The sequence below is a fragment of the Paraburkholderia bengalensis genome (genome assembly GCF_037126505.1).
Classification (GTDB): domain Bacteria; phylum Pseudomonadota; class Gammaproteobacteria; order Burkholderiales; family Burkholderiaceae; genus Paraburkholderia; species Paraburkholderia bengalensis.
Map to the genome: position 1 here is coordinate 55691 of NZ_JACFYJ010000001.1, position 14258 is coordinate 69948.

8 protein-coding genes are annotated in these 14258 nt (G+C 61.4%); 5 read left to right on the forward strand and 3 right to left on the reverse strand.

Going from position 1 to position 14258, the window contains the following annotated elements:
- Positions 1-36: 36 nt before the first annotated feature.
- Positions 37-573: a DinB family protein gene (locus H3V53_RS00270; protein WP_336596176.1), complete on the reverse strand. Its 537-nt coding sequence runs from the start codon at positions 571-573 to the stop codon at positions 37-39.
- 786 nt (positions 574-1359) lie between these two features.
- Between H3V53_RS00270 and H3V53_RS00275 the strand changes: the two genes are divergently transcribed.
- The 3 genes from H3V53_RS00275 to H3V53_RS00285 all read left to right on the forward strand — a co-directional run bounded on the left by H3V53_RS00275 (position 1360) and on the right by H3V53_RS00285 (position 7467).
- Positions 1360-2877, forward strand: coding sequence for an efflux transporter outer membrane subunit (locus H3V53_RS00275; RefSeq protein WP_336596177.1), 1518 nt, complete (start codon positions 1360-1362; stop codon positions 2875-2877).
- 128 nt (positions 2878-3005) lie between these two features.
- Positions 3006-4205: an efflux RND transporter periplasmic adaptor subunit gene (locus H3V53_RS00280; RefSeq protein WP_336596178.1), complete on the forward strand. Its 1200-nt coding sequence runs from the start codon at positions 3006-3008 to the stop codon at positions 4203-4205.
- Between the two features lie 10 nt (positions 4206-4215).
- Entirely contained in the window at positions 4216-7467 is a 3252-nt protein-coding gene (locus H3V53_RS00285; protein ID WP_336596179.1) for an efflux RND transporter permease subunit, read from the forward strand.
- 182 nt (positions 7468-7649) lie between these two features.
- Here H3V53_RS00285 and H3V53_RS00290 read toward each other — a convergent pair whose 3' ends face one another.
- Positions 7650-9281: an amino acid ABC transporter permease/ATP-binding protein gene (locus H3V53_RS00290; RefSeq protein ID WP_336596180.1), complete on the reverse strand. Its 1632-nt coding sequence runs from the start codon at positions 9279-9281 to the stop codon at positions 7650-7652.
- On the reverse strand, positions 9281-10210 hold the full coding sequence (locus H3V53_RS00295) for an ABC transporter substrate-binding protein (RefSeq protein WP_336596181.1): 930 nt from the start codon (positions 10208-10210) through the stop codon (positions 9281-9283). The genes H3V53_RS00290 and H3V53_RS00295 overlap by 1 nt, the downstream gene beginning before the upstream one ends.
- A gap of 391 nt (positions 10211-10601) precedes the next feature.
- Between H3V53_RS00295 and H3V53_RS00300 the strand changes: the two genes are divergently transcribed.
- Positions 10602-11636, forward strand: coding sequence for an acetamidase/formamidase family protein (locus tag H3V53_RS00300; protein WP_336596182.1), 1035 nt, complete (start codon positions 10602-10604; stop codon positions 11634-11636).
- A 133-nt stretch (positions 11637-11769) separates the two neighbouring features.
- Positions 11770-14145, forward strand: coding sequence for an acetamidase/formamidase family protein (locus H3V53_RS00310; RefSeq protein ID WP_419539377.1), 2376 nt, complete (start codon positions 11770-11772; stop codon positions 14143-14145).
- Positions 14146-14258 lie beyond the last annotated feature (113 nt).

The following is a 14258-nucleotide window of genomic DNA, read 5'->3' on the forward strand; positions in this document are numbered from 1 at the left end:
TACTTCGAGAAATCGGCAGCAACAGATGCTTCGTCATCACCTGACATTTGCCGCTTCGCGTGTGAAGCTCGACTCGGGGTGTGATGCAAGAAAGACGGGCAGATCGGTGGTGGGCGGCCTGGCCGGAACGTCGAAGAACATTTCACAAACCCACCCGCGATGATACGACGCATGGTTCACGAGATGCATGAACATGGCACCGCGCGACATCGTCGAACGTTCGCCGGAAATGAATGCGAACGACAGCTGCTCGTCTAGCGACTCGTCCGTTTGCTCATCGGCCCAGCCTTCGAACCACTCATTGATTTGCCGTTGCGCGTGACGCAGATCACGCAGATCGGCGTGCACAATCACATTGCGCGACGTGAAGCCGTGCTCCTTGCGCTCCAGGTGCGCTTTCCAGATGAGATCGACCACGTAGTTATGATTCAACGTGCCGACCATTGTCTTGAACAGAGTCTGGCGGGTTTTCTCGGCTTCGCCAGGCGGCAGCTGTTCGATCGCGTCGAATAACACGCTGTCGGCCCAAGACTTGTACCGGGAAAGAATGCGGGCGCTTTGAGTATTGATCATGATGTATCCCTCAGGCTATTTACTCGCGTCGTCCAGCACGTCGAGCGCAGCGCGGCACTCGCCCGCCAGCTGTTCACGCATCAGATCCGCGGTTTTGCTGGCCGGCGTTGGCACTTCTTCATCCGCTTGAATACGCTGTATACATATCATACAACAGGTGTAGTATGGATGGCAGTCAGCCGCCCGCAATAGAGTCTTTCGGTTAGCGCAATTAATGCATGAAACGCAATTCATAAGTACGCCAAATGAAACCGCAAGAAAAATACAGTAATCCGTAGGTAATTCTTTGTGAGTCAGTCCGCACTACGCTTGATGACTTATTCATCAGGGAGTGCCTCCATGCCATCTCCGCTCGCGCTCCATCCGTGCCATGATTTCCGACAGCCCGAAAGCACTCGACACTCGACGCTGAAGGTAAGCCGTTCCGGCAACATCGCCTTGTATTGCCCGCGCACGCAGTCTCACCACACCTAGCGGGCCAGTCACCTTAAAAGTCCTGGTCGCTGTTTAGCCGGCTTTTCCTCGTCTTTTCGAAGCCCAACCCGTGCTCCGCCGTCGTCCGATCGTGCGGAATCGCATCGGCCGTCGCGACTGCTTCGAATCGCACGAATTCGCGTTGTCGATACTGCCATGTCGGACGTAACGGCAACGCCTGCCAGGTATCGGAACCTGGCGTGGGTTTTCAAGGAAGCATGCGTCAACATGAATACGCTGTCTGAAGATAGGGGCACCGGTAAGCAACCGGCTTTGGCATTCAGCTGTCTAGCCCGCCGAGGTGTCGCGCTGATGCTCGTACTGTGCATCAGCGCGTGCACGCTCGGGCCGGACTATCACACGCCTCTCGTGCAGATTCCCGACGGCTTCAAGGAGGGCGCGCACTGGCAGCGGGCGCAGGCGAATCCACAGGGATCGCTATCTGGCACATGGTGGCGCGAATATCACGACGAGACGCTCACGCAACTCGTCGAAACGTCGCTGAAGGCGAATCAGTCGATTGTCGCCGCGGAGGCCGCCTACCGGCTTGCGCTTGCCATCGTTCAGGCTAATACCGCGAGCCTTTTTCCCATCGTGACGGCCGGCGCGTCCGCGTCGCGCAGCGGCACGGGTGCAGCCGCCGCTGCGAGCGGAGGAAATGGCGGCAACGGATCGGATTTCGCGGCCGTGCGCAACAACGTCTCCGTCAGCGTGGCCGCGAGCTGGGAAGTCGATCTGTGGGGCTCGATCCGTCGCGAGATCGAATCGGCGAAAGAAAGCGCGCAGGCAACGGATGCTCAACTCGCAGGCGAACGCCTGTCGATTGCCGCAAGCGTCGCAGTGGATTACTTCCAGTTGCGGCAGGCGGATATCGACATTCGGTCGCTCAAGCAGCAGCAGGACATCGACGACCGCATCCTCGACATGACCCGCGCGACATTTTTGCAAGGCGAAGCGTCGAACGATCAGGTGCTTGCCGCGCAGGACACGCTCGAACAGGTGGTGGCCACGCTGCAAGCCACGCAGACCACGCGCGAGCAGGACGAACATGCCATCGCGGTACTGACGGGCGTGCCGCCAGCGAACTTCACGCTGCCACCGGACCCGTCCTATGCGTTCGTGTTACCGGACGTGCCGCTCGAGCTGCCGTCGCAACTGCTCGAGCGTCGCTACGACGTGGTCAGCGCCGAGCGCACCGCGGCAGCGGCCAACGCGAAAATCGGCGTGGCCGAGGCGGCGTTCTTCCCGACACTGACGCTCTCTGCCGAAGGCGGCTTCCAGCACAACGCGCTTGCACATCTATTCTCGCTGCCAAGCCGCTTCTGGACGCTCGGTCCCGATCTTGCCGCGACGATTTTCGATGCGGGCGCGCGCACGGCGGCCCTGCATGAAGCGCAGGCAACCTACGACGACGAAGCGGCGCTGTACCGCAACACTGTGTTGACGGCGTTTCAGTCGGTGGAGGACAGCCTGTCCTCAGTGAACCATCTACGGCAGCAAACGCAGGCATTCGCGAACATTTTCCAACGCAACCAGCAGCTGTTCACCAGCGAGAAAGCGCAATTCAGGACCGGCGTCGCGAGCGAACAGGATCTGCTGACACAGCAGCTCACGCTCATTCAGGCCCACCAGAACCTGAATGACTCACAGGCATTGCTCATCGAAAACAGCGTCACGCTGATCAAGAACCTGGGAGGGGGTTGGCAGTGGAAGGATAGCCAGAGCGGCAAAAAACAAGGAGACGACAAGCGGGCGCGAGCGGCAGGCAGCGATCTGCCGTCGGGCGCGAAGTCCGTGCTGCGGGAGGCGGCGACAGCCCCGCCGGACTGAGCCCGTCCGGCCCGAATCCCCAGCCTCGCGTGGAGGCAATGGGGATGCGGCGTACGTCGAGCGCTCATTACATGCGCGTCCGCCCGGCATTCACTTTCCCTGTCGTCAGAGGCAGGAATGGAGTCTCCATGAAGTCTTTCGCACTGCGCGTGCCTGTTGTGTGTCTGAGCGCGCTTGCGCTCACCCATTGCGGCAACGACAATCCAACGGCGCCCCCGCCGCCGCAGGTGGCCGCGGTAACGGTCCATGCACAGGACGTGCCGCTTACGCGGCAGCTGGTGGGCAGGTTGTCGCCCTACTACAGCGCGAATGTCACCGCTCGGGTTTCGGGCGTGCTGCTCGACCGGCTTTATACGGAAGGCAGCGAAGTGCGGCAGGGCGAGGCGCTGTTCCAGATCGACCCCACGTTCTACAAGACGCAGCTCGACAACGATCTCGCCCTTCTCGCAGAAGACCAGGCAACCTACGTCAACGATCGCGTCACCGCGCAACGGAACCGGGCACTGTTGCCCGTCGGCTCGGTTTCGCAGCAGACGGTGGACAATGCCGACGCGGCTGAGCGCAGCGCCGCCGCGAAGGTGAAGGCCGATGAGGCGACGGTCGAAAGCGCGCGCGTCGATCTCGGCTATACACGCGTCGTGTCGCCGATCAGCGGGATCGCGAGCCAGCAACTGGTGACGGCAGGCGCCGTCGTGGGCAGCAGCACGAACGACACGGGCGCAGGCGGCACTTTGCTGACCACGGTGGAGCAGATCGACCCCGCCTACGTCAATTTCACCATCAGCGCAGCCGATCTGATCACGCTGCGGCGGGCGCAAAGCAACGGCTCCGTCGCGCTTGCGCAGCCAGACAGAACCACTGTGCAAATCGGTTTGCCCGATGGCACGCGATACGATCGCGTGGGCACGCTCGACTTCTCCGACGTGGCAGTGAATGCCGCGACGGGCGCGGTTAACCTGCGCGCCCTCGTCGCCAATCCACAGCACCAGCTGCTACCCGGAATGTACGTGACGCTGACGGTCGACCTCGGCCTGCGGAACAACGTGTTCCTCGTGCCGCAACGGGCGCTGGAGCGAGATACGGTGGGCGCGTATCTGATGGTCGTGGGTCCCGACGGCAAGGCAGTGCGCAAGGATGTTCACACCACGGACAGCGACGGTACCGACTGGATCGTCACGAGTGGCCTCGCGAACGGCGACCGCGTGATCGTGTCGGGTCTCCAGAATGTGCATGAAGGTCAGGCGGTCATGGCAACGACGTGGCAACCGCCCGCCGCCGCGCCGGCCGTTCCCGCGCCCGCCGCAGCCTCCGCCGGCACCGCGCGATAGGAGACCCCACATGCCGAGTTTCTTCATCAACCGTCCGGTATTCGCGTGGGTTGTCGCGATTCTGATTTCACTGTTCGGCATCATTTCGATGCGCAGCATGGGGATCGATTCGTATCCCGACATTGCGCCTCCCGAGGTGACCGTCACCGCGACATATCCCGGCGCGAGCGCCGCGACAATGGAATCGACCGTCACGCAGGTTATCGAACAGCAACTGACGGGCATCGACAATCTGCTGTATTTCAGCTCGAAGTCGAGTTCCAATGGACAGGCGGTGATCACGCTCACCTTCGCTACCGGAACGAATCCCGATATCGCGCAGGTACAGGTGCAGAACAAGGTGTCGTTGGCGCAGCCGCTGTTACCCGCGCCCGTCACGCAGCAGGGCGTGGTGGTTGCAAAGGCCAGCCCCGACATTCTGATGTTTCTCGCGCTGCAGTCGGGCAACCCGTCGATCGACGCGGGTCGCCTGAGCGACATCATGGCCTCGCAGATCCAGCCCGCAATCGGCCGCGTCACGGGTGTCGGCAACACGACGCTGCTCGGCTCCGAATACGCGATGCGTATCTGGCTCGATCCCGACAAGCTGCAATCCTATGGCCTGTCCACCACGCAGGTGCTCGACGCCGTGACGGCGCAAAACGCGCAGTTCGCAGCCGGCTCGCTGGGCGCCGATCCTGCCGTCAAAGGACAGGAATTCACCGCGACCATCGCCGGCGACGCGCTCTTTTCTTCCGTAAAGCAGTTCAAGGACATCGTCGTGCTCGCCAACAACAACGGCACGACGGTGCGACTCGGCGACGTCGCGCGCATCACATTCGGGCCGCAGACCTATGGCCTGTCGCCCGTCTTCAACGGCAAGCCCGCGGCGGGGATGGCGATCTTCCTGCTGCCCGGCGCGAACGCGCTGGCGGTGGCGGACGCCGTGAAGTCCCAGATGGCCACGCTCGCCAAAGACCTGCCGGCGGGCGTTACGTGGAGCGTGCCGTACGATACGACGCCGTTCATCAACGCGTCGATTGCCGACGTGGTCAAGACACTCATCGAGGCCATATTCCTCGTGTTCATCGTGATGCTCGTGTTCCTGCAGAACCTGCGGGCGACAATCATTCCCACACTCGTCATTCCTGTGGCACTGCTCGGCACGTTCATCGGTCTTTCGATGTTGCACTACACACTCAATCAGTTGACGCTCTTCGGGATGGTGCTGGCAATCGGCATCGTCGTCGACGACGCGATCGTCGTCATCGAGAACGTCGAGCGGATCATGAATGAGGAGCGCAGCGATCCCCGCGAGGCGACGCGCAAGGCGATGAAACAGATCACGGGCGCCATCGTGGCGATCACGGTGGTGCTGTCGGCCGTGTTCGTTCCGTCGGCGTTACAGCCCGGCGCGACGGGAATCATCTATGCGCAGTTCGCGCTGACCATCGCCGTGTCGATGAGCTTTTCCGCGTTCCTCGCGATGTCATTCACGCCTTCGTTGTGCGCGGCGATACTGAAGCCGAACCATCATGCTGGAAAAAACGCGTTTTATAACTGGTTCGACCGATCGTTCGAACGCCTCACCGGTTCGTATCTCGGCCATGTCGGCAAGGCGGTGCGCCGTGCGCCGCGCTGGATGATGGTGTTTGCGCTGATGACCGTGCTGGCCGGTTTTCTCTATACGAAACTGCCGACCGGCTTCGTTCCCGATGAAGACCAGGGCTTCGTGCTGGCGCTGATCAATTTGCCTTCGGGCGCGACGCTGCAGCGCACCGACCGCGTAATGGCAGAGGTTCGCACAAGGCTCGCACATAGCCCTGTCGGCAAGGACATTGCCGCGATCTTCCAGCCGGAGGGATTCAGTTTCGTCGGCACGAGCGAGAACGTCGGCATGGCGTTCATCAAGCTGACAGACTGGAGCAAGCGCTCGCAGACAGCGATGCAGTTGATCCCGCAGGTCAACAAGATCTTGCAAGGCATCCCGGATGCGCAGATCTTCGCGACAAACCTGCCGACCATTCGCGGTCTCAGCCAGTTCGGCGGCATCGACATGTACCTGCAGGCGCGCGACGGTCAATCGAGGCAGGCACTGACGGACGCCCAGAACACGTTGATCGCGCAGGCGGCCAGGACGCCGGGTCTGGTCGGCATCCGGGCGAATTCCTTGCCCACGGCGCCGCAACTGGACATCATGGTAGACCGCGTTCAGGCAGAGTCGATGGGGCTGTCGCTGAGCGACGTCTACGCCACCATCCAGATGGAACTAGCGCCATTCTTCATCAACCAGTTCAACTACGGCGGCCGGGTCAAGCGCGTCTATGTGGAGGCGGACGCACCGTACCGGATGGGTCTCGATGCTTTCCAGCACCTCTATACGCCGAGCAACGTAACGGCCGCCGCAGGCGCCACGGCAAGCGCGTCCGCACCCGCTGCGGCGAGCGCAAGCCTTGCGCCCGTTGATCCTTCCGCGAGCAACACGGCAATCAGCCCGTACAACATGGTTCCGCTCTCGAGCGTCGTGAAGGCCAACTGGGACATCGGGCCGCTCGTGCTGCCGCGCTACAACGGGTATTCCGCTGTCGAGATCGTCGGCAACCCGGCGCCGGGCTACTCCACAGGACAGGCAATCCAGTCGCTGCAACGGATCGTCGATCAGAAACTGCCGACGGGTTTCGACGCGGACTGGACGGGGCAGTCGTATCAGGAACTGCTTGCCGGAAGTTCCGCCGTCGTGCTGATGGTGCTGTCGATCGTCGTCGTGTTCCTGTGCCTTGCCGCGCTATATGAAAGCTGGTCAATCCCGGTTGCTGTACTGCTGGTGGTACCGCTCGGCCTGCTCGGCATGCTGACGTTCTGTTTGATGCGCGGCGTGCCCAACGACATCTACTTCAAGATCGGCCTGGTGACGGTCATCGGCCTTGCGGCGAAAAACGCGATCCTGATCGTCGAATTCGCCGTGGAAGGACAGGCACGCGGCATGACGCTATACGAAGCCGTCGTGACTGCGTGCAAACTGCGCCTGCGCCCGATTTTGATGACGTCGATGGCGTTCATTCTCGGTGTGGTTCCCCTCATCATTTCGGCGGGCGCGGGCGCTGCCTCACGCCATGAAATCGGAACGGGCGTGATCGGCGGAATGATATTCGCGACCGTTTTCGGCCTGTTGCTGATTCCCGTGTTTTATGTGACCGTGCGCCGTGTACTCGGCGACAAGCTCGATGAGACTTCGATGAAACCGGGCCATCGCGATGATGACGGTGGACATCAGGAACTATGACTCCGCGTGAGATGGACTGGCTTGCCTGCGACGAAACGCTACACAACACGACGCCACCGTCGCGGCTGGCTAGCGCATTGCAGCCCGAAGCGCACGCACGCCGCGTGCGGATCCTTCAATGCAACAAGGGAACGGACGCAACGCGCAAAGCAGCGCGCGAACAGCGGCCCCGCGCCCCGCGCTCATGATGCAACTTCCAATCCGCTGTCGGCGCCCATCACGCTCAAAAATCGACTCGTCAAAGGATGCCTCGGATGGGTGAGCACATCGTGTGCGGGTCCCTCTTCAATGACCCTGCCGCCACTCATAAACACCACACGATCGGCGATCTGATCGGCGAACCGCAATTGATGGGTGGAGATGATCATGGTCAAGCCGTCTTCGATTGCGAGGCGCTGGATCACGTCCAACACTTCTCCGACGAGCTCCGGGTCCAGCGCGGACGTCGGTTCATCGAGCAGCAGTACGCGGGGATTCGGAGCCAGCGCACGGGCGATAGCAACACGCTGTTGCTGCCCGCCAGAAAGATGGCGTGGCAATGCGTGGGCGCGATGACCAAGGCCGACGCGTTCAAGCAGTTCGAGTGCGCGGCGCTCTGCGTCGGCGGGCTCCATGCCATGCACCCACCGCAAAGGCCCCGCGATGTTCTCGCACGCGCTCAGATGACTGAACAGATTGAAATGCTGAAACACCATGCCAACGCCGATGCTCGCGCGCTCGTTCGCGATGTCGTGCTGCGTCATGGGTCGGCCGTCGGCGCGAAAGCCAACGTGTCTTCCGTCGATGCGGATTTCGCCCGCGTCCCAGTGTTCGAGGTGGTTGATACAACGCAGCAGCGTGCTCTTGCCTGAGCCGCTCGGCCCGAGCACCACGACGACTTCACCGAAGCGAACGGTCAGATCGAAGCCATCGAGCACTGTCTGCTTGCCGTACTGTTTGCGCAGGGCGCTCACTTTCACCGCCGCGCCCTGCCGGGCAAGTTCCGCATGGCGTTTGGCATGATCGGCCCGGCTATACGCCCGTCTGCGTGGAGGCGGGTCGCTCTCATGAAGTGGATCGGCAATGAGCGGCGCGGGCCGAGGCTCCGCTGGCGCGCCTGCCACTGTATCCGCCGCCACAGCAGCATGGCGCCACGGCAGCCAACGCGCGCCCCGCCCGGAAGCGGGACGATCGAGATCGAGCGCGGTTTCCGCGATCAGCTGGATCACGGCAATCGCCCCCGTCAGGATCAGGTACATCAGCCCCGATGCAAAGAAGATCGAAAAGAAGTCGAACGTCGATGACGCGAGCTGCGTGCTGCGCAACGTCAGCTCATCGACGGCGATCACCGAGGCCAACGATGAGTTCTTCAACGCGCTGACCGATTCGTTGCCAAGCGCGGGCACGATGGCGCGGATCGCCTGCGGTGCGATCACGCGGCGCATAAGCACGGACGGCGTCATGCCAAGCGCCTGTCCTGCGAGCAACTGGCCGCGTTCCACGCCGAGCACGCCCGCCCGCAGGATCTCGGCAATGAACGGTCCCTCGTTTGCCGCCAGCGCGAGACCGGCGGCGCCTATTGCGCTCAGCTTCAGCCCGAGATGGGGAAGCGCGTCATACGCAAAAACGAGTTGCAGGATGAGCGGTGTACCGCGAAAGATCACCGTGTAGCCGCGCGCGAGCGCGGCTAACGGCCAGACCCTGCTCAATTGCATCGCCACGAGCACCAGCCCCACGACAACACCGCCCGCGAGCCCGAGGGCCGTGACCGCGATCGTGAAGCCGATGCCGCGCAGCAGATACGGCAAGCCGAGATAATGCAGAAACAGTTCCATCAGTTCGACACGATCAGTTTGGGTGTTTCGAGATTTTCAGCGCCAAGCGACCACTTCTTCAGCAGCTCGGCCTCGATGCCCGCCTTCTGGATCGCAACGAGCGCTGCCATCACGGCTGCGCGAAATTCAGGCTTATCCTTCGGTACGGCGATTCCGACCGAGTACGGCAGCGTCACCGCGCTCGCCTTTTCGAGCTTGTCCGGATACGCCTTCACCGCCTGGTCTACCGTGTTCACGTCGTTGATGTACGTATCGGCGCGACCCGACAGGATTGCCTGAATGCAGTTCGCGTTGTTGTCGTATAGCTGGATCGCGGCCTCCTGCCGGTTGGCCGCCTTGCAGGACGGCGCAAGATTCTGGATCAGAGGCACTTCGACATAGCCGGTGTTTTCCGCTGCCGTGGTACCGCACATGGTCGGGTTGATTCCCGTGATTTTCTTCGGATTACCCCTGGCAACAAGAACGCCGTCGAACACCTTCGAGTAGGTGATAAAGTCCGCCGCCTTTGCGCGCTCTTCAGTCGCATAGATGTCGGAGATCACAATGTCAGCCTGACCGCTTTGCAGCGTCGTCAACAGCGCGGCGAACGTCACGGGCTTGTACGTCATCGTGAAGCCGAGGCAGTTGCCGATTGTCTCGCCAAGGTCGATATCGAAGCCGATGTATTTGCTGGGGTCGCTCGGGTCCAGCGCTTCATAGCCAGGTGTGTGCGGATTGATCGCGTTGACAAGTGACTTTCCCTTGAACTGCGGATACTTGGCTTGCAGCGCCTTGCACTCGGCGGGCGTAGCCAGTGCGGCAGCCTTCGCGTGACCCGATATCAACAGTGCCAGCAAACAGACGGCACCGATCACGAACTCGTGCCAGCGGCGAAACGCAACAGCTCTGTCGAGCGATCGATATCTGTGTTCGATGAGATTGGTACGCATACTGAAGACTCCCTCAGCGGCGGATGTCAATGGCCTACCCCATGTAAGCCTTGTTGCATCGCATCAGCGCAAGCGTAGGTGGAGGAAATTTCGCGGACTTGTCCCGGCGCGCACAAATCCTTGTACGGGGATGCAGGAGATGTCCGGCTGCCGATGCGTTAGCGGATCGCGCGGCATTGCCCGGAACCGGGACGTGGCGAATGCGCAAATCGACTGGATGCGTTTGTACCGGGGCATAACGGAATACTCGTAGGCTCAGTGATACGAAAACGGATTCGTCCACACACAAGCTTTTGTACGCAGACAACCAAGTCTGTCTATTCTGTCGCCCGTACGATCGGTCATCAGTCGCGTCGCATCCATTGCACACTCTCACGGAGCTTTAGATAGCATGCTTTACGACTTGCCTGCCATTCAGAAGAATGTTCATTGGGGATATTTCGATGCGGCGCTAGCGCCCGCCTTGATTGTCGAGAGCGGCGACTTTATTCGCGCCGAAGCCGTCACGCATCATGCAGGTGACGCACCCGACCTCATGATGGATGACAACGTGCGTGCGCTCTACGACGCGATCCCCGAGTCCGATCGCGCGCCCGGCGTGCATCTGATGACGGGCCCGATCTTCGTGAAGGACGCCAGACCCGGCGATCTGCTCGAGGTGCGCTATCTGCAGATGACCCCGCGCTTCAACTATGGCTCGAATCTGGCGGCGCACTGGGGCCATCTGTTCACTGACTTCGAGAAAGAGCGCGTCACGATCTATGAGCTCGATCAGGCTTCGAACACGGCTCACGCGCTCTATGCCTACGACTATCCTGGTAAGTATCTCGTGCCGGGCAAGCGTTCGGAAATCCGCGACTGCTGCCGCGAACTCGCGCTCGATGGTGTTCGCGTGCCCGTGCGCCCGCATCTGGGCACGGCAGGCGTCGCGCCCGATGTGGCGGGCCGCGTGAGTACCGTGCCGCCCGGCGCGCATGGCGGCAATATCGATAACTGGCGTATCGGCGCGGGTTCGACCATGTATTACCCAGTCGCCGTCGATGGCGGGTTGTTCTCGATTGGCGACCCGCATGTATCGCAAGGTGACGGCGAGATCAGCGGGACGGCGATCGAAGCGTCGCTCAATGTAATGTTCCAGATCGTGCTGCGGCGAGACTTCGCGTTTCCCTCGCCGCTGCTGGAAACACCGGACTTCTGGATCGTTCACGGCTTCGATGAGGATCTCGACATTGCGACTAAAAACGCTTCGCGCGATATGTTGCTGTTGCTCACCGGGCAGCAGGGGCTTTCGCGTGACGACGCGTATTCGCTGATGAGCGTCGCGGCCGATTTCTCCGTCACCCAGGTGGTCGATGGCCGCCAGGGCGTTCACTGCAAGATCCCCCGTAGCATTTTTCCTCCCAAAAGAAAACTTGCGCCCAGGTAGTGCGTGCGTGCGCGGCAACAGTGCATCGACGCACCGTTGCCGCGCGTTGCAGTGCTAGCAGCGTCGCTATCAATGGCACGGACATTGCCTTTGACTCACTCGACTGACTTTCGTCAGCGTCCGGGAGCCTGGGTTGGACTTACTGCGTTTCACGACCGAGTCGTATGCCGAAGTAGATCGCCTGCGCGCCTGGAGCGAGGCGCTCGACCGGCTTGGCTTGCGCTGCGGCACGCCGCTCGGTGCAGGGCGCCCGTTGCATGGAACCATTACGTCGCGCAGGTCGGCAAGCGGCTTTGAGCTGATAGCGTTGGCGGCTTTCGCGCAAACCGTCGAGTTCAAGGTCGACGGCGCCGACAGTCTCGTGATAGTGCTGCATCTCGACGGCGGCGTGACACTCGTCGCCGACGGCGTGCGTGCGCCGATTGCAGCCGGCGATATTATCTATGCGTCGTCGCGCGACGAAGCCCACCTGGCGTTCACATCCGACTTCCGCGTGTTCGCCATCCGCGTGCCCCGCTCCGCCATTAATGCCCGCCTTCTCACGCCGTTCTCGCTGCGTGCCGGGCGCTTGCCCGGCGAGGCCGGCATCGGTCACGTGTTCTCCGGCTTTCTGCGCTCGATTGCTGAAAGCGTGGAGACGCTAACGCTCGACGAATTGCGCCCTCTCGAACTCGCGCTCGCTGAGTTCCTGGTCGCGAGTCTCGCCGCTCACGACAAGGAAGGCAGCTTTAGCGGCCTCACGCCGTCTCAGGCCGCGATTTTCTCGCGCGTGTGTCGGACGATAGAGAGCAGGCTCGCCGACCCCGATCTCGGGCTGACATCGATAGCAAAAGAAGAGCGGGTCTCTCCGCGCTACCTGCAGAAGCTGTTCGAAGCGGTTGGACAGAATTTCTCGATCTACTTGCGCTCGCGCAGACTGGAACGCTGCCGCGCGGAGTTGGTGAATCCGCTGTATGAAAAAGTTTCGATTGCCGATGTGTGTTTCCGCTGGGGTTTTAACGACCCCGCGTATTTCAGCCGGGTGTTTCGCGAGCAATATGGGGCGTCGCCACGCACATTTCGACATGAAGCAGGTCTTGAACTGGCGCGCCATCTGGTGCGGCGAATCTCACGCGGATTGCCCGTCAATGCCGGAAGTCTGATCGTACATGCACAACTTGCCGGGCACGGCGCGGATCAGGAAGTTGCCGACGAGGCCGAGTCTAACGGGCAGATCGAGGCGCCCGCAGTACAAGTACCGCGCGAGTCGGGCAAGCCGCGTCATCATCTGTTGCGTGCAACGGCTAACACGATCCACTGGGGGTACTTTAGTCACGATCTCAAGCCCGTGCTCGAAGTGAACAGTGGAGATACGGTAACGATCGAAACGCTCACCCAGCACGCGGCAGACGACTGGGAGCGCATGGTGCAAGGCGATCCCGGCGCGGAAAGTGTGTTCCATTGGACTGCCGCACGCAAGAACGTCAACCGCCGCGGCGCCGGTCCCATGGACGCGTCCATCTACGGACGCGGCGCGGGAGAAGGCATCGGCGTGCATATCTGCACAGGTCCGATCGCCGTGCGCGGCGCAGAACCAGGCGATGTGCTGGAAGTGCGTATCGTCGATATTCATCCGCGCGGCTGTGCCAATCCGAAATTTGCCGGCCGCGCGTTCGGCAGCAATGCCGCTGCATGGTGGGGCTTTCACTATCGAGAGCTATTGACCGAGCCGAAACCCCGCGAGGTCGTCACCATCTATGAAATCGACGATGCCGCCACAGCAGGCGAAACCGCCTACGCCCGGGCGGTCTATAACTTCCGCTGGACCCCTCAGCGCGATCCGTTCGGCGTAATGCATCCGACGATCGATTATCCCGGCGTGCCCGTCGACCATTCGACGGTTGTCGAGAATCACGACATCCTGAAGAACGTCAAAATCCCGGTGCGCCCGCATTTCGGCGTGGTCACCGTCGCCCCGCAGCAGGACGGCCTGATCGATTCGATACCACCGTCCACCTTCGGCGGCAATCTCGACAACTGGCGCGTAACGCGCGGCGCAAGCGTCTTCCTGCCAATCGGAGTACCCGGCGCATTACTCTCCATTGGCGATCCGCATGCATCGCAAGGAGACTCGGAACTGTGCGGCACTGCAATCGAGTGTTCGCTTACGGGTGATTTCCAACTGCTGGTTCACAAGAAAGATACGCTAAACGGGCAGCCGTTTGCAGACCTCACCTACCCCTTGGTGGAAACCGCCGACGAATGGGTACTTCACGGCTTCAGTTATCCCAACTACCTCGCCGAGTTTGGTACGAACGCGCAGAGCGCGGTGTATGAAAAATCGACACTCGACCTCGCGATGCGCGACGCATTCATCAAAACGCGGCGCTTCCTGATGACGACCAAGGGCCTGTCCGAAGATGAGGCGATCTCGCTGATCTCCGTCGCGGTCGACTTTGGCGTGACACAGGTGGTGGACGGCAACTGGGGTGTGCACGCGATCATCCGGAAGGCGCTCTTCAACTCGTGACGAGGCGCGAGTCACCTTCAATGCGCGTGCGGACAAGAGTTTGTTCGCCGCAAGCCCGATGCGGCTATTTTGGCATCCATACCATGGATTCCGACGTGACCACCGGCGTACGC

Bases quoted from the DNA above. Each gene is read 5' to 3' on its own strand.
- H3V53_RS00270 (WP_336596176.1), bottom strand. From the start codon at position 573: ATGATCAATACTCAAAGCGCCCGCATTCTTTCCCGGTACAAGTCTTGG.
- H3V53_RS00275 (WP_336596177.1), top strand. From the start codon at position 1,360: ATGCTCGTACTGTGCATCAGCGCGTGCACGCTCGGGCCGGACTATCAC.
- H3V53_RS00280 (WP_336596178.1), top strand. From the start codon at position 3,006: ATGAAGTCTTTCGCACTGCGCGTGCCTGTTGTGTGTCTGAGCGCGCTT.
- H3V53_RS00285 (WP_336596179.1), top strand. From the start codon at position 4,216: ATGCCGAGTTTCTTCATCAACCGTCCGGTATTCGCGTGGGTTGTCGCG.
- H3V53_RS00290 (WP_336596180.1), bottom strand. From the start codon at position 9,281: ATGGAACTGTTTCTGCATTATCTCGGCTTGCCGTATCTGCTGCGCGGC.
- H3V53_RS00295 (WP_336596181.1), bottom strand. From the start codon at position 10,210: ATGCGTACCAATCTCATCGAACACAGATATCGATCGCTCGACAGAGCT.
- H3V53_RS00300 (WP_336596182.1), top strand. From the start codon at position 10,602: ATGCTTTACGACTTGCCTGCCATTCAGAAGAATGTTCATTGGGGATAT.